Source organism: Streptomyces sp. DSM 116795, from assembly GCF_055792905.1.
On the sequence record NZ_CM147707.1, the window covers coordinates 6998705 to 7018325 of the forward strand.

Annotated in this window: 15 protein-coding genes; 10 read left to right on the top strand and 5 right to left on the bottom strand. The window is 71.4% G+C overall.

Going from position 1 to position 19621, the window contains the following annotated elements; translation table 11 throughout:
- Positions 1 to 47 precede the first annotated feature (47 nt).
- Complete coding sequence (locus ACSMXX_RS30255; RefSeq protein WP_473181829.1) at positions 48 to 2249, bottom strand: S9 family peptidase; 2202 nt, start codon at positions 2247 to 2249, stop codon at positions 48 to 50.
- Positions 2250 to 2331: 82 nt separating this feature from the next.
- Here ACSMXX_RS30255 and ACSMXX_RS30260 point away from each other — a divergent pair, with 82 nt between their 5' ends.
- The 7 genes from ACSMXX_RS30260 to ACSMXX_RS30290 all read left to right on the top strand — a co-directional run bounded on the left by ACSMXX_RS30260 (position 2332) and on the right by ACSMXX_RS30290 (position 8560).
- Positions 2332 to 3189 (top strand): HipA family kinase, encoded by an 858-nt coding sequence (locus tag ACSMXX_RS30260; RefSeq protein ID WP_473181830.1) that lies wholly within the window; start codon positions 2332 to 2334, stop codon positions 3187 to 3189.
- Positions 3147 to 3584 (top strand): DUF3037 domain-containing protein, encoded by a 438-nt coding sequence (locus ACSMXX_RS30265; RefSeq protein ID WP_473181831.1) that lies wholly within the window; start codon positions 3147 to 3149, stop codon positions 3582 to 3584. Before ACSMXX_RS30260 ends, ACSMXX_RS30265 begins: the two co-directional genes overlap by 43 nt.
- A gap of 112 nt (positions 3585 to 3696) precedes the next feature.
- The gene (fabG, locus tag ACSMXX_RS30270; RefSeq protein WP_473181832.1) at positions 3697 to 4458 is read left to right on the top strand and encodes a 3-oxoacyl-ACP reductase FabG; all 762 of its coding nucleotides are present in this window, start codon (positions 3697 to 3699) and stop codon (positions 4456 to 4458) included.
- A gap of 17 nt (positions 4459 to 4475) precedes the next feature.
- On the top strand, positions 4476 to 5246 hold the full coding sequence (locus tag ACSMXX_RS30275; RefSeq protein WP_473181833.1) for an SDR family oxidoreductase: 771 nt from the start codon (positions 4476 to 4478) through the stop codon (positions 5244 to 5246).
- Positions 5247 to 5556: 310 nt separating this feature from the next.
- A complete protein-coding gene (locus ACSMXX_RS30280) occupies positions 5557 to 7149 on the top strand; it encodes an ABC transporter substrate-binding protein (RefSeq protein WP_473181834.1) in 1593 nt (530 codons plus the stop codon).
- A gap of 167 nt (positions 7150 to 7316) precedes the next feature.
- Entirely contained in the window at positions 7317 to 8003 is a 687-nt protein-coding gene (locus ACSMXX_RS30285) for a uracil-DNA glycosylase (protein WP_473185042.1), read from the top strand.
- Positions 8004 to 8083: 80 nt separating this feature from the next.
- Positions 8084 to 8560, top strand: a complete 477-nt coding sequence (locus ACSMXX_RS30290; protein WP_473181835.1) for a hypothetical protein — start codon at positions 8084 to 8086, stop codon at positions 8558 to 8560.
- A 32-nt stretch (positions 8561 to 8592) separates the two neighbouring features.
- Here the strand turns inward: ACSMXX_RS30290 and ACSMXX_RS30295 are convergent, their stop codons facing one another.
- Entirely contained in the window at positions 8593 to 9222 is a 630-nt protein-coding gene (locus tag ACSMXX_RS30295) for a TetR/AcrR family transcriptional regulator (RefSeq protein WP_473181836.1), read from the bottom strand.
- A gap of 112 nt (positions 9223 to 9334) precedes the next feature.
- Between ACSMXX_RS30295 and ACSMXX_RS30300 the strand changes: the two genes are divergently transcribed.
- On the top strand, positions 9335 to 10618 hold the full coding sequence (locus ACSMXX_RS30300) for an FAD-dependent monooxygenase (RefSeq protein ID WP_473181837.1): 1284 nt from the start codon (positions 9335 to 9337) through the stop codon (positions 10616 to 10618).
- Here ACSMXX_RS30300 and lnt read toward each other — a convergent pair.
- Positions 10598 to 12190, bottom strand: a complete 1593-nt coding sequence (gene lnt / locus ACSMXX_RS30305) for an apolipoprotein N-acyltransferase (RefSeq protein WP_473181838.1) — start codon at positions 12188 to 12190, stop codon at positions 10598 to 10600. The genes ACSMXX_RS30300 and lnt overlap by 21 nt on opposite strands.
- A 286-nt stretch (positions 12191 to 12476) precedes the next feature.
- On the opposite strand from lnt, the gene ACSMXX_RS30310 reads away from it, so the two are divergent.
- Positions 12477 to 14759: a GH92 family glycosyl hydrolase gene (locus ACSMXX_RS30310; protein WP_473181839.1), complete on the top strand. Its 2283-nt coding sequence runs from the start codon at positions 12477 to 12479 to the stop codon at positions 14757 to 14759.
- A gap of 76 nt (positions 14760 to 14835) precedes the next feature.
- Complete coding sequence (locus ACSMXX_RS30315; RefSeq protein WP_473181840.1) at positions 14836 to 16596, top strand: IlvD/Edd family dehydratase; 1761 nt, start codon at positions 14836 to 14838, stop codon at positions 16594 to 16596.
- 120 nt (positions 16597 to 16716) lie between these two features.
- Here ACSMXX_RS30315 and ACSMXX_RS30320 read toward each other — a convergent pair whose 3' ends face one another.
- Both ACSMXX_RS30320 and ACSMXX_RS30325 read right to left on the bottom strand, forming a co-directional pair.
- Positions 16717 to 18177, bottom strand: a complete 1461-nt coding sequence (locus ACSMXX_RS30320) for a hypothetical protein (protein ID WP_473181841.1) — start codon at positions 18175 to 18177, stop codon at positions 16717 to 16719.
- Positions 18178 to 18246: 69 nt separating this feature from the next.
- Positions 18247 to 19335 carry an LCP family protein gene (locus ACSMXX_RS30325; protein ID WP_473181842.1) on the bottom strand — a complete coding sequence of 363 codons (1089 nt, stop codon included), beginning with the start codon at positions 19333 to 19335 and terminating at the stop codon, positions 18247 to 18249.
- Positions 19336 to 19621 lie beyond the last annotated feature (286 nt).

Genomic DNA, 19621 nt, shown 5'->3' on the forward strand with positions numbered 1-19621 from the left:
GAGCTGCACGCGTTGCCTCTGATCTGGGAATCCTGCACAGCAGCCCGTCAGGTGCGAAGGGCTTTGTCAAGAAAAAGCAATTGCGCCGGGAGCAGCCTCTCGGCCGTGACGGGGTCGCTTACGATGTGCGACTGCCCGGGCAGGGGCAGCAACGAGTGTTCGCGTCCGGCGGCCAGCAGTGCCGCCGACATGCGCAGAGTATGGGCGAAGGTCACGTTGTCGTCGGCAGTTCCGTGCACAAGCAGCAGCGGACGCCGCAGCAGACCGGCGTCCCGGGTCAGGGTGCAGCGGTCGTAGTTCTCCGGGTGCTCGCCGGGGTGTCCCAGGAAGCGTTCCTTCCAGTGCGTGTCGTACAGCCTGGGATCGATGGAAGGAGCGCCGGCGACCGCCGCGTGAAAGGTCTCCGGTGCTCGCAGGACCGCTGCCGTGGCGAGCGCGCCTCCGTAGGACCAGCCCTGGATGCCGACCCGTGCCGTGTCCAGGTACGGACGCGCCGCCGCGGCCGCCTGCAGGGCGTCTGCCTGGTCCTCCAGAACGGGTGTGAACTGGTCCCCCCAGACCGACTTCTCCCACGCCGGGCCGCGCCCGGGGGTTCCCCGCCCGTCGGTCACCAGCACCGCGTATCCGTGTTCCGCGAACCACTGCGCGACGAGCGCCGGCCAGATGCGTGCCCGTACCACCAGCTGCATCCCCGGTCCGCTGTACGGGGCGAGCAGCACCGGAAGCGGGGAGGTGTCCGGGGCACCCGGCTCGTACCAGCTGGGCAGGAACAGCGCGCTGCGCAGCCGGCGTTCGCCCAGGGTCAGCAGTTCCGGCCGCGGCCGCAGCGTCGGCTCCTCGACGAGGGAGCCGACGGTGCCCGCGGCCGCGCCGTCGCGCAGCACCGCCACGCGCGGGCCGTCCGGCGTGAGGCTGTCGAGCACCGTCGTGCCGCCGCGCGCGACCGCGGAGTGCAGCCCGGGACCGTCGCTGATCCGCACGCTGCCGGCGTCCGGGGACCAGGACCACACATGACTCTCCAAGGGGTCCCCGCTCGCGGTGAAGAGCACCGTCTCCTTCTCGGTTCCCAGGACTTGCGAGACCTGCAGCCCCGGCGGCGTCACCACGTGCCCGCCCACGCACAGCCTCCGGGTGTCCTCGCTCTCCCACGGCGTCACCAGTGCTCCGGACGCGGTCCGGCAGTACGCGCCCGGCAGCAGCTCCACCCAGTGCTCGTCGTGCTGCCGCTCCAGTTCACGCGTGGCGCCGGTCGCGGCGTCCACGGCGAGGGTCAGCAGGGTGTGCTGGTCGCGGCTCTGGACGGTGACGAGAGGGCCGTGCGCGTCCCAGCCCGCCTCGACCACGTACTCGAACGCGCCGCGGTCCCAGTCCACTTCGGCGCCGGGCCCGTCCAGGCGCAGCAGGTGGAGGGAGACGTCGGCGTTCGCGGTCCCGGCCTCCGGATAGTGCTGGGCGCGCGGTGGACGGGCCGGGTCCGCGGGGTCGCCGAGGAAGCGGACTCCCACGTCCGTGTTGTCCACGCGAGCCACCAGCAGCGCGTCGCTGCCGGGAGCCCACCAGTGTCCGCGGCCGCGTCCCAGGGACTCCTGCGAGACGTGGTCGGTCAGCCCGTAGGTCACCGTCCCCGCTTCGTCTTCTCCGGGCCCCGCGAGGCGGCGGTCGTCCGTGCCGTCCGTCCGCACGACGTGCAGCGCGCCGCCTGTGACGTACGCGATGAGCCGACCGTCGGGGGAGAGCCGCGGATCGGCGACCGGGCCCGCGGCCGGTACGGGGGAGGGGCCGCCCCCGCCGGGCCGCGTCGGCGCCGCCCACAGCGCGCCGTCGAGGGCGAAGACGGCCAGCTCCGCCGCGTCGTCCACGGCATAGCCGGTCACGCCCGTGGACAGGTCGCGCTCCCTCTCCCTGCGGGCCGCTTCCTCGGGCGTGGGTGCCGCGGGCCCGGGTCCGGCGGCGGCGCCCAGCACGGCCGGATCGGCCAGCAGATGTTCGTCACCGCCTGCTTCCCGTACCCACAGGCCACAGGAAGGGTCGCTTCCGCTGCGCGTACGCAGGAACACCACACGCTCCCCGTCCGGTGACACCGTCACGTGGCGCACCGCTCCCAGAGAGAAGCGCCGGGAGCGGGCGAACTGCGCGGGGAAGGCGGCGACGGCCTCATCCGGAAACGGGCCGCCCGCCGTCCCCGGGCCGCCGGAGGCAGCGGAAGCGCCAGACGTACCGGAAGCGCCGGAAGTACCTGATGGATTCATGCGCGAAGGATGGCACCGTGCCGCAAGGGGACGCCGCGAATATCGAACGGTGCCGGGCAGGGGTGGCGGCTAACCTGAGCGGATGCTGCGCGAAGTCACCGCGACCCGCTATGTCACCCCGCTGCGGGAGGGCGGTTCGCTGCCCGGAATCGTCGAGGCGGACGATCTCGGCACGTACGTCATGAAGTTCACGGGCGCCGGGCAGGGCCGCAAGACTCTGGTGGCCGAAGTCCTCGCGGGCCGGCTCGCGCACCGGCTCGGCCTGCGCGTGCCCGAACTCGTACGCATCCAGCTCGACCCCGTCATCGGCCGGAGTGAACCGGACGAGGAGGTTCAGGCGCTGCTCAAAGCCAGCGGCGGCCTCAACCTCGGCATGGACTTCCTGCCCGGGTCGCTGGGGCTCGATCCGCTGGCCTTCCGCGTCGATGCGGCGGAGGCGGGCCGCCTCGTGTGGTTCGACGCGCTGACGGGCAACGTCGACCGGTCCTGGCGCAACCCCAACCTGCTGGTCTGGCACGGCAGGATGTGGCTCATCGACCACGGCGCGACGATGATCTGGCATCACAACTGGCCATCCGCACAGGCCTCTTCAGGACAGGCCTCTTCGGGCAAGCCCTACGACGCCTCCGATCATGTGCTCGCCCCGTTCGCGCCCGATGTGGCCGGGGCCGCCGCGGAGTTGGCGCCGCTGGTCACCGGTTCGCTGCTCGCCGAATGCGCCGCCGAGGTCCCCGACGAGTGGCTCACGGACGAACCGGGGTTCGCGGGGCCGGACGAGCTGCGCGACGCGTATGTACGGGCGCTCTCCGCGCGCGTCCCCGGCCTGCACGAGCGGATCACGCTTGGCGAGCCGAGCGAGGACGGCCCGTCCAAGGCTCCGGGGTGGCTGACGGAAGGATGGCCGCACGGGCAGCGGGACAGGCGGGGAGCGCGGCGGTGAGCGCGGGGAAGTGCGCGGAGCGCGACGAGTTCGAGTACGCACTTCTGCGGGTCGTTCCGCGCGTCGAGCGGGGCGAGACGATGAACGCGGGCGTGGTCCTCTACTGCCGCGCCAGATCTCTCGTCGTCGCGCGTACGCACCTGGACGAGGAACGGCTGCGTGCGCTCGACCCGCAGGCGGACCTGGACGGTGTACGGGCGGCGCTGCACGCCGCCGAGAGAGTCTGCGACGGAGGGAACGCCGCGGGGCAGGCGGCGGGTGACGCGCCCGGGAGCCGCTTCCGCTGGCTCGTCGCCCCGCGCAGCACGGTGGTGCAGCCGGGACCGGTGCACACGGGACTGACCTGTGACCCCGAGGCGGAGGCCGAGCGGCTGCTGGAGCTGCTCGTGCGGTGAATCTCATGTGCAGGGGCACCCGTTGACAGCAGGTGGCGCTACTCATAGCGTCACGACTGCCACAAGGTACTAAGCGGTTGCTCACCACGTAATCAGGGCGAGGAGAAACAGCATGTCCACCACCGACCAGCGCGTCGCGATCGTCACCGGTGCGGCGCGGGGCATCGGCGCGGCCACCGCCGTACGGCTCGCGGCCGAGGGCCGCGCCGTAGCGGTGCTCGACCTCGACGAGGCGGCCTGCAAGGAGACCGTCGAGAAGATCACAGCCGAGGGCGGCCGGGCGGTCGCCGTGGGCTGCGACGTCTCGGACTCCGCTCAGGTGGAGACCGCCGTCGCGCGAGTCGTCGACGAACTCGGGCCGCCCACGGTGCTCGTGAACAACGCGGGCGTGCTGAGGGACAACCTGCTGTTCAAGATGAGCGACGCCGACTGGGACACCGTGATGAACGTGCACCTGCGCGGTGCCTTCGTGATGTCCCGCGCCTGCCAGAAGCACATGGTCGACGCCGGGTTCGGGCGCATCGTGAACCTCTCCTCCTCCTCGGCCCTCGGTAACCGCGGACAGGTCAACTACGCCGCGGCCAAGGCCGGGATGCAGGGCTTCACCAAGACCCTCGCCAAGGAGCTGGGGAAGTTCGGCATCACGGCCAACGCCGTCGCACCCGGCTTCATCGTCACCGACATGACGGCCGCCACCGCCGAGCGTGTCGGCATGGGCTTCGAGGACTTCCAGGCCGCCGCCGCCTCGCAGATCCCCGTGCAGCGTGTGGGCAGGCCGGAGGACATCGCCGGCGCCATCGCCTTCTTCAGCGGTGAGGACGCCGGATTCGTCTCCGGCCAGGTTCTGTACGTGGCCGGCGGCCCGCTCAACTGACCGGAGGGTCGCGGAAGATGGCACAGCACGAAGCAGCACAGCAGGACAGCGGCGAGGTCGCGATCGTCACCGGCGGCAGCCGGGGCATCGGATACGGAGTCGCCGAGGCCCTGATCGCACGCGGGCACCGCGTGTGCATCACCGGACGCAACGAGGACGCCCTGAAGGAGGCCGTCGCCGCCCTCGGACCGCAGCGGGCCATGTACGCCGCGGGCAAGGCGCACGACGACGAGCACCGGCGCTCCGCCGTCGAGCAGGTGATGGAGGCCTACGGGCGGGTGGATCACCTGGTCAACAACGCGGGGACCAACCCGGTCTTCGGCCCGATCGCCGAACTCGACCTCGGTGTCGCGCGCAAGGTCTTCGAGACGAACGTGGTCTCCGCGCTCGGCTTCGCGCAGTCCACGTGGGCGGCCTGGCAGCGGGAGAACGGCGGCACGATCGTGAACGTCGCGTCCATCGCCGGTATGTCCGCTTCGCCCTTCATCGGCGCGTACGGCATGAGCAAGGCGGCGATGATCAATCTCACACAGCAGCTCGCTCATGAATTCGCGCCGGCCGTACGTGTCAACGCCGTCGCGCCGGCCGTGGTGAAGACGAAGTTCGCCGCCGCTCTCTACGAGGGGCGGGAAGCGGACGCCGCGGCCCGCTATCCCATGAACCGGCTCGGGGTGCCGCAGGACATCGGCGGGGCCGCCGCTTTCCTCACTTCCTCCGAATCCGCGTGGATCACCGGCCAGACTCTGGTCGTCGACGGGGGCCTCGCGCTCAACGCCGGAGTCGAGTAGGGATTTCCCGCCCCGCGTGCACCGTCCCTCCGGGGAATTCCGGGTGCCGGTCCGTTGCCGGACCGGCACCCGCTGTCATCGGAATGCTCCGCGTCCTGTTGGCAATTGACGAATGGTTGACCAGTGCATGTTCGCCGGGTCGGGTGCTGAGGTAGGGTCTCTCTCGCCTCTCGGCCAGCGGGTCCGCGTAGGGCGCCGCCGTACTCCGTACGACGGCGTAGGAACGCAAGCAACGCATTGACCGGCCGACGGCAATTCCCTTTTGCAACTGCATCGGCAGTAGTGGCCCCGCCGACTGAGGAGCGCGCAGGTGTTCGACCGGAACGGACCTCTGAGGATCGCAGCGACCGTTGTCATATCTATGTCGATGGTCGCGGGGTGCAGTTCGATGTCGGGTGGCGACAACGAGGAACAGCTCCGCGAGATCGTCACGGGCACCACCAGCGCTCCCAGCACCCTCGACCCGGCTGCGGCCTGGGACGGTTCATGGGAACTCTACAAGAACGTGTACCAGACGCTCCTGTCCTTCCCGAGCAGCAGCTCTTCCCCGGAGCCCGACGCGGCCAAGCGCTGCGGCTTCACCGACTCCGCGAGCCGCGTCTACCGCTGCACGCTGCGGGACGGCCTGAAATTCTCCAACGGGAATCCGCTCGACGCCGACGCGGTGAAGCACTCCGTGGACCGCGTCATGACGATCAAGGCGAAGTCGGGGCCGCTCGGCCTGCTGGGCAGCCTGGACCGGGTGGAGGCGCCGGACAAGCGGACAGTCGTCTTCCATCTGAAGAAGTCCGACGCCACGTTCCCCTTCATCCTCGCCACGCCGGCGACCTCGATCGTCGACCCTGAGACGTACCCGGCGAAGAAGCTGCGCAAGGGCTCGAAGATCGTCGGCTCCGGTCCGTACTCCCTGAAGTCCTACAGCAAGGGCAAGAAGGCGGAGCTGACGAGGTACAACGGCTACCGCGGTCCCGCGAAGCCCAAGAACGACGTCGTCACCATCGAGTACTTCCAGGACTCCGCGAAGATGGTGAAGGCGCTCAAGGACAAGAAGATCGACGTCGCATACCGCGGCCTGACGCCGGATCAGGTCAGCGGATTCCAGAAGGCGCAGGCGAACGGGAACCAGGAAGTGGAGCTGACGGAACTCCTCGGTTCCGAGATCAGCTATCTCGTCTTCAACCCCAAGGACCAGATGGCGGGAAATCCCGCCGTGCGCAAGGCCGTTGCAGAGCTGATCGACCGCAAGGCACTCGTGCGCAACGTGTACAACCGCACGACCGACCCGCTCTACTCCATGGTCCCCGGCGGAATCACGGGCCACACCAGTGCCTACTACGACCGCTACGGCGAGCCCGACAGGGGCGAGGCCGAGAAGACGCTCAGAGAAGCGGGCATCAGCAAGAAGGTGCCGCTGAAGCTGTGGTACACCACGGACCGCTACGGCTCGACGACGGGTGAGACGTTCGCCGAGCTCAAGCGGCAGCTGAACAAGTCCGGGCTCTTCGACGTCTCCGTGCAGGGCCGCCCGTGGTCCGAGTTCGTCGAGGGTTACAGCAAGGGCAAGTACCCGGTGTTCGGCCGCGGCTGGTTCCCCGACTTCCCGGACGCCGACAACTACGTGGCGCCCTTCGTCGGCAAGAACAACGCGCTCGGCACGCCATACGAGAACTCCGAGATCACCGGGGACCTGCTGCCCACGTCGCGCAAGGAGAGCAACCGCGCGACCGCCAGCCGCGCCTTCACCCGCGCCCAGAAGCTCATCGCGAAGGACGCGCGGCTGCTGCCGCTCTGGCAGGGCCGGGTGTATGTGGCCTCGCTCAAGGACGTGGCCGGCGTCGAGTGGGTCCTGGACCCCTCCACGCTTCCGCGCATGTGGGAGCTGCACAAGAAGTCCAGCTGGTAGACCGGTCCGGCCCCCGTCCGGGAGGCACGCCCGAAAACCGCAGTCCGCGCCGCCGCCTCCGCCCCGCTGTCGTGGGGCGGAGGCGGCGGCGTGTCGGCGGCAGCCGGTACGTTCGTGACGGCAACCACAGATGCGAAGCCGCCGCGGAGGTACGAGAGTTGAACGACATGCTGGGCACCCTGCCGGACTCCTGGCAGCAGGCCCTCGGCGAGGAGACCGGAAAGCCCTACTTCAAGGAGCTCGCCGAATTCGTCGAGCAGGAGCGTGAGCGCGGTCCGGTCTACCCGCCGCGCGAGGAGGTCTTCGCCGCCCTGCACGCCACGCCGTACGAGCGGGTGAAGGTGCTGATCCTCGGGCAGGACCCGTACCACGGAGAGGGCCAGGGCCACGGCCTGTGCTTCTCCGTGCGGCCCGGTGTGCGCACCCCGCCGTCGCTGCGCAACATCTACAAGGAGATGCGCGAGGACCTCGGCCATCCCGTGCCGGACAGCGGACATCTCACGCCCTGGGCGGAGCAGGGCGTGCTGCTGCTCAACGCGGTGCTCACGGTCCGGGCGGGCGAGGCCAACTCCCACAAGGGCAAGGGCTGGGAGACGTTCACCGACGCCGTGATCCGGGCCGTGGCGGCCAGGGAGACCCCGGTCGTCTTCGTGCTGTGGGGGAACTACGCGAAGAAGAAGCTTCCGCTGATCGACACCGCCCGGCACACCGTGGTGCAGGGCGCCCACCCGTCGCCGCTCTCGGCGAAGAAGTTCTTCGGCTCGCGGCCTTTCAGCCGGATCGACGAAGCGGTCGCCGCGGCCGGGCACGCGCCCGTCGACTGGCGTATCCCGGATGCCGGCGCACGCGCCTGAGCGTGATTGTCAGTGCCTGCGGCTAGCGTCGTCGTGGCAGGTGACGGCAGCACTCGGCGCGCCGGTGGAGGAGGAGTCCCGTGACGGAGCCGCAGCAGGAGACGTCCCCGGACGGGGTCATGGTCCGGATCGGCCAGGCGATCATGCTCCATCGCGCCGGCGACCGTGAGGAGGCCCGGAACCGCTTCTCGCTGCTGTGGTCCGAGACCACGGGCGAGGGGGACCTCTTCCACCGCTGCACCATCGCGCACTACATGGCCGACACCCAGGACGACCCCGGCGCCGAGCTGGAGTGGGACCTGCGGGCACTCGCCGCTGCCGACGCGCTCACCGAGGAGCAGGTGGAGTGGGGTGAGCACTCGCCGGCGGTCCGCTCCCTGTATCCGTCGCTGTATCTCAACGTCGCCGCCGCTCACGCCAAGCTCGGCGACAGCGCTGCCGCACGCCGCGAACTGCGCCGCGCGCAGGGCGCGTTGGGCTCGCTGGCCGACGATGCGTACGGGGAGGGAATCCGGGCCGCAGTGGGGCGGCTGGAGAGCAGGCTGGGGCCGGCCTGAAGCCTTCGGGCCGGCCCCCGGCCGCCGGCCGCTCAGCTCCCCGGCACTGCGGGCGACGAGGCGAGCATGCCCTGCAGCAACTCCCGCAGCCCGGCCCGCAGTTCCGCGTACGTGGGCACCTCGGCGGCGTACGAGCCGGCTGTGCACGAGAAGAGCATCCCGTCGCACCACGCCACCAGCGACAGCGTGTGCCGCTCCGGCGCGGACGACCCGGCGCGCGTCAGCATCGCCACGAGCGGCTCACGGAAGGCGCTGGTCCCGGTCCGCACATACATCTCCCGCAGTCCGGGCCGTCGCGTGATCTCCAGGGCCAGTTCGTAGCGTGCGAGGAGCAGCGACGGATCCCGGGTGAGGTAGCGGTGCACCGCCAGCGCCAGCCCGTCCGCCAGTTCGGCGGTGTCCTCCCCGGTCGGCATCTCCTCGAGCGCGATCACCTGCGACTCCCGTACGGCCAGGCGGCGCACCGCTGCCTCGATCAGCGCTGCCCGAGTACGGGCGTGGTTGGAGGTCGAGCCCTGCGGAAGGCCGGCTGCCTCGTCCACGGCCCGGTGGGTCAGGGCTCGGAGCCCGCGCTCGGCGAGCAGGGCGATCGCGGCGTCGGCGATCACCTCGGAGCGGGCGAGGGGCCCGGCGCCGGGCGGAGAGGAACGGGGGGCGCTCATGGCAGCAAATGTACGACGGCACCTCCGGGCACGGACCGCGGAACTACGGACGTAGTAGACTACATATGTAGTGGCCTGATGGCAGGTCGCCCGACGGAAGAGGAGACCGCCCATGCCCGCATCCCGGTCCCAGCCCCGAGCAGTCGTCATCGGCGCCGGCATCGGCGGGCTCACGGCCGCCGTCGCCCTGCACCAGCAGGGCTGGCACGTCACCGTCCTCGAACGTGCCCCGGCCGTCGAAGCAGTCGGCGCTGGCCTCGGTCTCACCCCCAACTCCCTCCGGGCGCTGGACGTCGTCGGCCTCGGCGACACCCTCAGGTCGATGCGCACCTGGACGGACGAGGGCGGGCTGCGCACTCCCTCGGGGCGCTGGCTCTCCCGTACGAACCAGGCCGCGGCGGCAGCCCGGTTCGGTGGTCCGTTCGTCCCCGTGCACCGGGCCACGCTCATCTCCCTGCTGCTCTCCCGACTGCCCGACGGCACGGTGCGCACGGGCACGCCGGGCGCCGTCGCCGACCCCGGCGGCCCGGACCGGTCGGCGCGCGTGCGCAGCGACGCGGAGGAGTGGGAGGCCGAACTGGCCGTGGCCGCCGACGGCATCCACTCACCGGCGCGTTCCGTGCTCTTTCCCGGAAGCCCCGCTCCCAGGTATGCGGGCTTCACCGCCTGGCGCCTCGTCGTGCCGGCTCCCGACGTGGCCTACCCGCCGCACGAGACGTGGGGGCGCGGCACCCTGTGGGGCACGCAGCCGCTGCACGACGGACGGGTCTACGTGTACGCCGCCGCGGCCGTGCCGGCAGGGGAGCGGGCGGCCGACGACGAACACGCCGAACTCCGGCGCAGATTCAGCACATGGCACCATCCGGTGCCCGCGATCCTCGACGCCGCGGGCCCGGACGACGTGCTGCGCAACGACGTCCACCAGGCCGCCGAGCCGCTTCCGGCCTTCCACCGCGGACGCGTGGCCGTCCTCGGCGACGCCGCGCACGCGATGCCGCCCACCCTCGGTCAGGGCGGCAACCAGGCGGTCGAGGACGCCGTCGTGCTCGCCCACCACGCCGGACCGGAGGCGGACGTACCGCGGGCCCTGGCCGCGTATACCCGCGACCGTCTGCCACGCACGAGCGAGGTGGTACGGCGGGCCGTCCGGGTCGCCCGACTGGTCACCATGACCTCCGCGCCCGCTTGTGCGCTGCGTGATGCCGCGGTGGCCACGGTCAACCGGATCGGTCCGCACCTGGCGTTGCGCGCACTCGACGGGATCGCCGACTGGAGCCCGCCGGGGGAGCACGACGCGGCGGCGGCGCACGACGGGACGCACGAGGGGACGGACGGCGGAGGGCAGCCGGGAACCGGCACGGCGGCGGACGGATCGTCAGCGGCCCGCGGCAGGTGAGCCGTCGGAGGTGCCGCGCTGCCCGTCCGACCGGCGGCGCCTGAGGAGTCCGCGCACCAGTGCGGCCGCCCCGCAGAGGACCAGTGCGGCCGTCGCGGCGTGCACGATCCAGTCGCCCGTACGGAGATAGAGCGTCGAACCGGTGGCCAGCGGCACCGTGTAGACCTCCGCGGTGCTGCGGTCCGTGCCGAGCCACGGGCCGGTGCGCTCTCCGCGGGGACCGTAGACCGCGCTGATGCCGGTGAGCGTGGCGTGCACCATCGGCCGCCCGGTCTCGGCGGCACGCATGGCGCCCAGTGAGGCGTGCTGCGCGGGGGCCCAGCTGTCCTGGAACGTCGACGTCGAGGACTGCGTGACGATCAACCGCGCTCCGTCCAGGGCGAGTTGACGGCTCATGTCGGGAAACGCGCTCTCGAAGCACACCAGTGGCCCGAACTTCTCGCCGGACGTCTCCATCATCACCGGGCCGTCGCCGCGCAGCCGGTCCTCGCCTGCCGCCCGGCCGACCGAGGTGGCCCAGCCGAGCAGGGAGCGCGCCGGGACGTACTCACCGAAGGGCACCAGGCGCGTCTTGTCGTAGCGCTTGCCGACCGTGCCGTCGGGGCCGATCAGTATCGAACTCTTGTAGATGCCGGGACGGTCGGAGCGCCGGGCGTCCACATTGACCAGGATCCGCGCGCCGGCCTGCGACGAGAGGTCAGCGAGCCGCTTCCGCAGCCGCGGGTGGTTTCCCAGGTCGAAGCTGACGCTGCTCTCGCCCCACACCACTAGATCCAGCCGGCGGTCCTTCAGCTTGCGGGTCAGCTCCTCGCTGCGTTCCAGCCGCGCGTGCTGGCCCTTCACCACGCCGGGCTGTACGACGGCGACGCGCAGCTCACCGTCCGCGCGGGGCCGCGGCGCCCACGCCCATGCCGCGGCCACCGCGCCGCAGCAGACGGCCAGGGCGGCGGCTGCCGCGACGGCTTCCGTCACTGAGCGGCCGGTACGGCGCGACACCAGCGGTGCCGCCAGCGCCGCCACTGCGGTGTTCACAGCGACCAGCACGAAGGTGACCAGCCACACTCCGCCGACGGAGGCCAGCCGCAGCGCGGGGGTGATCTGCCACTGGCTCGCGCCGAGCAGACCCCACGGTCCTCCCAAGTACTCCCAGGAACGGACCAGTTCGATCACGAGCCACCCCGAAGGCACCAGCACGAGAGCCGCCGCGAGCCGGCCCGGCCCGGCGCGGCCGCCCAGCAGCCGCCGCACGAGCCATCCCCACGGAGCCCACAACAGGCCCAGCAGCGCCGCCAGTACGAAGAGGAAGACGTGCAGGCTCGGCAGCAGCCAGTGGTGTACGGCCAGCATGAAACCCGTACCGCCGATCCAGCCCGTCAGCGCGGCCTGACGTGCGGAGGCGGCACCCCGCACCAGCAGCAGCCACGGCACCAGACCCACCCATGCGAGCCACCACAGGGACGGCGCCGGAAAGGCGAGCGCGGGGAGCGCGCCGGCCACGGCAGCAGCGGCGGGACGTGCCCAGCGGGACCCGCGCGCCGGAGCGGGCGGGGCATCGTCACGCCGTGCGGCCATGTGTCGCCTCCACCGTCCTGTCACCGGGTCACCAACTGTGCGGAGGGCTTCCCCGGCGGGGAAGGGCGCATGCACCGGAGGGGACCGTACGGACCGTTGTGACCTGGGGCATAGACAGCGGCCCTGGCGGTGGCAACCCTTGGCCGTTCGACAACGATGTCCCGGCCGGAGGCCCCTGGTGATACGAGCGAAGCGCATCCGGACCCTGCTGGGTCTGGCCGTCGCGACGCTCTGTGCCGGGCTGGTAGGGGCCTCCCCGCCCGCTGCTCCGTGCGGGGGAGGGGAGATGCACGCGGGTCCGGTGAGGGACCCCGCCGCCTTCGTCGACCCTTTCATAGGCACCCGCAACGAAGGCAACACTTTCCCGGGTGCCGCCGTCCCGTTCGGCAAGGTGCAGCTCTCACCCGACACCACCCGCAGCAGCACCGGCTACGACTGGGACGAGGACCGAATACGCGGCTTCTCCTCCGTGCACCTCTCCGGCGTCGGGTGCGGGCTGGGCGGCGACCTTCCTGCCATGCCGACCACCGGCGACATCACCAGCACCGACAACAACGAGTACGCTTCCGGATTCCGCCACGAGACCGAGAGCGCCTCACCTGGGTCGTACAAGGTCGCCCTCGACGACTACGGCGGCACGAAGGCCGAACTCACCGCGGGCAGGCACACCGGCCACCAGCGCTACACCTTTCCCCGTACCGGCAAGGCGAACGTGCTGCTCAACTCCGGCCAGGCACTGCACAAGGTGACCGGCAGCTCCGCGCGCGTCATCGACGAGCGGACCATCGCCACCAAGGTCACAGGGAGCGGCTTCTGCCAGGGCACCGAGCCCTACACCGTATGGGCCGTCACCCGCTTCGACCGGCCGTTCGACTCCCACGGGACCTGGGACGGGGAGAAGGTCACCGAGGGCGGCGACTCCTCCGAGGGCGGCGGGCGCCGCGGCGCGTACGCCCGCTTCGACACCCGGAACGGCGACCGCGACGTCGAGGCGGTGACGGCCCTGTCGTACGTCGACGCCGAGGGCGCGGAACGCAACCTCGGCGCGGTGGACGGCCAGTCCTTCGACGAGACCCGCGACGCCGCACGGCGGGCCTGGCAGGAGCGGCTCGGCCGGGTCCGCGTGAGCGGCGGGAGTGAGGCGCGTCTGCGGGTCTTCTACTCCTCGCTCTACCGGGCGCTGCTCCACCCCAACACCGGGGAGGACGTGGACCGGCGCTACAGGGGCTGGGACCAGCGGATCCACCGCGCGAAGGGGCACACCTACTACCAGAACTGGTCATTGTGGGACACGTATCGCACCCAGGCGCAGCTGCTCACGCTCGTCGCACCGCGCGAGTCCCGCGACATGGCGCTGTCGCTGCTGGACGTCGACGAGCAGGGCGGGTGGCTGCCCCGGTGGGGCTACGCCACCCGGGAGACGAACATCATGGCCGGTGACCCGGTCACGCCGTTCCTCACCAACGCCTACCAGCAGGGGCTGCTGGAGGGTGAGGAGGAGAGGGCCTACCGGGCGCTGAAGAAGAACGCCGACGGTGTTCCGCCCACGGATTCCCCCTATTTGGGGCGTATGGCCAACAAGGAATACATCAAGGACGGATACATCCCGCACGACCCGGACAGGAAACGCATCAAACCAGGCAGTCCGGACTTCAAGCACAGCGGCTCGGCGACCCTTGAGTACGCCGCCGCCGACGCCGCCCTCGCCGGAATGGCCCGTGATCTCGGCCACACCGCCGACGCCCGGCGCTACGCCGAACGCTCCCGCAACTACCGCAACATCCTCGACCCCGGCACCGGATTCTTCCGCGCCCGCGAAGCCGGCGGCACCTTCGCCGGGCCCGCCGACCCTGCCAGGAGCGAAGGGTTCCACGAGGGGACGCCCTGGCAGTACATGTGGATGGTGCCGCAGGACGTGGCGGGGCTGATGTCCCGTACGGGAGGACGCGAGGCGACCGAGGAGCGCCTGGACTCGTTCTTCGCCTACGACCAGCTCACGGAGGATCCGCGGAAGACAGCGAGCGACGTGTGGGTCGACGGTCCTTACGACTACTACGACTCCGACAAGTACAACCCGCAGAACGAGCACGACCTCATCGCCCCGTACACCTACCTCTCCACCGGCTCGCCGTGGAAGACCACCGACGTCGTCGAGGCCGCGCTGTGCCGCTTCACCGACGCCCCTGACGGCGTCACCGGCAACGACGACCTGGGCACCATGTCGTCCTGGATGGTGCTGTCGGCCATGGGCATGTTCCCGGTCGCACCGGGCACGGACACCTGGGGCCTGAACACCCCCGCGTTCGAACGGGTCGAGCTGACCCTCGACCGCGACTGGTATCCGAAGGGACACTTCACGATCCGCGCACCGCGCGGCGACGGAGCGGACCGCTACATACGCTCCGCGTCGGCCGGCGGCAAGGACATCTCCCGTACCTGGATCAGCACGGAGGACATACGGCGCGGCAGCTCCCTGGACTTCCGCCTCGGACCGGAGCCCTCGAAATGGGGCACGGGCAGGCAGGACACGCCGCCGCCGCTCGGGGAGGCGGACGAGCGCGACCGTTGACCCGGCGGTGAACCGCACACCAAGATCGTCGTTGACCCGGGGGCCGTCACAGCACCGACCAGCACAGGGAGTGGACATGGGCAGCAACGACGGATCCGCCCGGCGCAGTTCGGCCTGGTTCGCGGCGGAGGGCCGCAACGGCTTCATCCACCGCTCTTGGATGCGCAACCAGGGCTTCGGCCCCGAGGTCTTCGACGGACGGCCCGTCATCGGAATCGGCAACAGCTGGTCGGAACTCACGCCCTGCAACGCGCACTTGAGGGACGTGGCGGACGCGGTCAAGCGCGGCGTGTGGGAAGCGGGCGGCCTGCCGCTCGAGTTCCCCGCCATGTCGCTCGGCGAACCGCTGATGCGGCCGACCACCATGCTGTACCGCAATCTGATGGCCATGGAGGTCGAGGAGACGCTGCGGGCCAACCCGCTCGACGGCGTCGTGCTGCTGTCCGGCTGCGACAAGACGACACCGGCCATGCTCATGGGCGCCGCGAGCGTCGACATCCCCTCGATCATGGTCACCGGCGGGCCGATGCTCAACGGCAAGTTCCGTGGCAGGGACATCGGTTCGGGCACGGCGGTGTGGAAGCTCAGCGAGGAGGTGCGCGCAGGAAAGCTGACGGAGGCCGACCTGCGCGAGGCGGAGGGCTGCATGTCGCGCAGCCGCGGGCACTGCATGACGATGGGTACGGCCTCGACGATGGCGTGCATGGCCGAGAGCCTGGGCATGCAGATGTCCGGCGGAGCGGCGGTCCCCGCAGTCGACGCCAGGCGTTACGCCCTTGCGCAGGCGTCCGGAAGGCAGGCCGTACAGCTCGTGGAGCAGGATCTGCGGCCCTCCCAGGTGCTCACGCGCGAGGCGTTCGAGAACGCGATACGTGTGAACGCGGCGCTGGGCGGCTCGACCAACGCCGTCGTACACCTGCTGGCTCTGGCGGGCAGGGTCGAAGTGCCCCTCGAACTGGGCGACTTCGACGCACTCACCTCCGAAGTCCCGGTGCTCGCGGACATGATGCCCTCGGGGCGCTTCCTGATGGAGGACTTCTACTACGCGGGCGGCCTGCCCGTCGTCATGCGTGAACTGGGCGCGCTCATCCACCAGGAGCCGGTCACCGTCACCGGGCGCGCCATCGGGGAGGAGATCGCCGACGCCGAGTGCTACAACCGCGAGGTCATCCGCACCGTCTCCGAACCGTTCATGCCGGCGGGTGCGGGAACCGTCGTGCTCTACGGAAGCCTCTGCCCCGACGGCGCGGTGCTCAAGGTGTCCGCGGCCGACCCGGAACTGCTGACCCACAGCGGGCGCGCGCTCGTCTTCGACCGGGTCGAGGACTACACGGCCGCTGCGGACGACCCGGAGCTGCCCGTCGACCCGTCCACCGTCATCGTGGTGCGGGGCGCCGGGCCCAAGGGCTATCCCGGCTTTCCCGAGGTGGGCAACGTCCCGGTTCCCAAGGTGCTGCTGGAGGCGGGCGTCGAGGACGTCGTCCGGATCAGTGACGCGCGGATGAGCGGCACCGGATACGGCACGTGCGTGCTGCACGTCGCACCGGAGGCGGCGGTAGGGGGGCCGCTCGCGCTCGTACGTACGGGAGACGTCGTCGAACTCGACGTCCCGGGACGGCGGCTCGATCTGCGCGTCGACGAGGCCGAACTGGCCGCCCGTGCCGAGGCAGAGGCATCATCCGCTTCGGACGGTGACGGCGCGAAGGGCAGCGGCGGCGGAGCGCGGCGCGGCTGGTCGAAGCTGTACACCGATCACGTCATGCAGGCCGACCGGGGCGCCGACCTGGACTTCCTGACGGGTGGCAGCGGCAGCGAGGTGCCACGGCACTCGCACTGAACGCCCCGGCCACGCTTCCGGTGGCAGGGCGGCAGTCCTGTCCGGCCGGTCCCCTGCCCGGCCCGGTCCGGCCATGTCCGGGAAGGGGGCCGGAGGAGCGGCCGGCCCGGCATCCGGCTGTCAGCCTGCCGCCGCCCGGTCTCCCGGCCCGTGCGGGGAAGCGAGCACGGCGAGCCGGTCCTGTACGTCGCGGACCGCTCCCGGTGTGCCGCCCGGTGCCCGCTCCCTGAGCTGCGAGAGCTGCACTCCGAGCTGGTACGCCTGCCCCTGGTCGGCCACCTGGTGCCAGCAGTGGTGTGCGCGGTCCACGGCACCGGAGACCTCGCCCGTCTCCGGGGCCTGGCCGGCCTGGAGGCGGACGGCGGCCGCCTGCAGCCACAAGGTGCACGCGCGTGCGGCGTCGCCCGCTCGATGGGCGAGGTCGGCGCGCACCTCCACCCAGTGGACGGCCTCCATCGAGTGGGGTCCTGAAGCGCGCAGGGCGGCGGTCTCCCACTGGGAGGCGATCGTCGCGGCCTCACCGTGGCGGCCTTCACCGGCTGCCCGGTAGATGGCCTCGTGCACGCCGGCGGGTGCGTCACCGGCGGCCTCAGTTGCCCCTCCCGGTACGGGCGGTACGGGTGTTGAGGGCGGTACGGGCGGCGAGGACGGCCGGGACGATGGCGGCGCCGGAGGGGGAGACGAGGGTGGCGGGGGAAACGCGGACGCGGGGAGCGGCGTGACCGTCGCGGGTGCGGGTGCGGGTGCGGGTGCGGGTGCGGGGGCAGGCGGCGCCGCCGGAGGTTCCGAGGCGGGCACGGTCACGGCCGCAGGTTCCGGCCCCGGACCCGGCGCAGGGACCAGCCCGGGCCCCGGCGCAGGTGCCGGCCCCGGCCCCGGACCCGGCATGGCCGGGGCAGGAGCACCGCCGAGCGGCATCCGCTCGTCACAGGCCGGGCCGAAGCCGGCGCCGTGCATGGCGAGTTGATGGAGCTGGTCCAGCGGCGGCCGCACGCGGCTCGCCCGCAGCACCGTGGCGAGCGCGCGGCTGTACTCCGTAGCGCGGGGGAGCCGTCCGGCGGGCGGCGCGGCCAGAGTCCCGTGCAGGACGAGCCCGTCCGCGAGCCGGTACTGCGAACGCCGCTGCCACAGCGCCGCGTCCGCGACGAGGTCGGCGATCACCGCCGTGCTCCCGATGGGTCTGCGGCCGAACTCGGCGACGAGCCAGTGCCATGGCAGACCCGTGTAGCGCACGGACCGCGGCGTGGAGCGCGTCAGTGCGAGATGCGGAAGACGCTCGCGCGAGTCGAGCAGGAGCTGCCCCGCGAGATAGACGAGCAGCGGTCCGTCGTGCGCGGCGGCCGTACGCAGGTGTGACAGCACGGCGTTGGGGTCGCCCGGGTCCGCGAGCTGGACGACGCTGCCGGTGCCCGTGCCCAGCAGCACCGACGGGGGAGTCGCGGCGAGAGCGGGCAGCGCCTCCGTCGCCTGGAGCGCCGGGTGTCTGCCCGGAGGTGTCGCCGCCACCAGCAACCCATAGCCCTGATCCGGCCGTTCGCCCTGCGCAGCGTGTCCGTGCCCGTCCGGCGCCCCGTTCCCCATGTCAGCACCGTATCCGCTGACCGCCCTGGTCACTCCTGGCGGTCGCCCTCAACAGGCCTTGGGGAGAGGTCACTTGTTGGTGACGGTCACCGGACTGTCGTTCTTGAGCTGGGAGAAGAGCTTCTCCGACTTCGCCTCGTCCCAGCGCAGCGCGCTGCCCTTCGGCGTCGAGATGCCCCCAGCGGTGGGCACGTTGACCTGCTGACCGCCGCCCTTGGACACGCCCTGCACGGAGCGGAACATCTTGGTGAGCGCAGGCATGCTCATGGTCTGGTCGACGACGAGCGTGTCGAGCCCGGCGCTGAGAGCGGGGTAGAGATCGGACGGGTTGAGCATCGTCCCGGGTGACGTGGCCTTGCCGGCCAGCGCGGAGAGGAACTGCTGCTGGTTCTGCGTGCGGCCCAGGTCGCCCTCGGCCTCCTGCTTGCGCTGCCGTACGAACGCGAGGGCCTCGGCCCCGTTGAGGTTCTGGCAGCCCTTCCTCAGGTCGGCGCCGGAGTCCTCGTCCTTGATGTCCCGCTTGATGCACATCGGGACTCCGCCGACCGCGTCGACGATGTTCACGAAGCCCGCGAACCCGATCTCGGCGTAATGGTCGATGCGCAGGCCGGTGTTCTGCTCGATCGTGGCTATGAGCAGCTCCGGACCGCCCAGCGCGAACGCCGAGTTGAGCTTGTTCTTCACAGGCGCGGACTGCTTGCCCGTGGAGGGACGCTTGTACCCGGGGATCGTCACCCACGAGTCGCGGGGGAGGCTCATCATCGTCGTGCCGTGCGCGCCCTTGTGCATGAGGATCATCGAGTCGGTGCGACGGCCCCCGAACACACCGGTGTTGAGCTCCTTCCGGTCCGCCTCGGAGAGGCCCTCGCGGCTGTCGGAACCGACGATGAGGTAGTTCGTGCCCTTGCCGGCCGGGGGACGGTCCGTGAACTTGTCGAGGTTCACGTCCCGTTGGAGCTTCGTCTCCGCCCATGCGTAGGTGCCGCCGGAGCCCACGAGGATCGTTGCGAGCAGCAGGACGGCGGCGCGCCGCAGCGGCCTGCGGCGCTTGGGACGGCGCGGTGCGCGAGGTGGAGTGGGTCCGAACCGGGAGTTGTTCTCCCGCGCGGGAGGTCCGCCGCCCATGCCGCCGCGTCCGGCGGGGCCGCCGGGTCTCATCGGACCGCCCGGCCCTCCCGGTCCGCCGGGGCCGCCAGGTCCGACAGCTCCGGCCCGCCCGGCGGGGAATCCCGGACGGCCGGGTTGCGGGCGCGGCCCCCTTCCCTGGCCTGGTACCGGGGACTGCGGCGGAGCGGGGCCCGGCCGGCCGGCCGCCTCCGTACGTGACCGGGCCACCTCGCCCCTGATCGTCTCCCTGGTCTCCCAGGAGGGCTGCAGCGGCCGGTTCGGGTCTCCGCGACGTGCCGGGCCGACGACGTTCACCGGGTCCGAGACGGCCCACCCC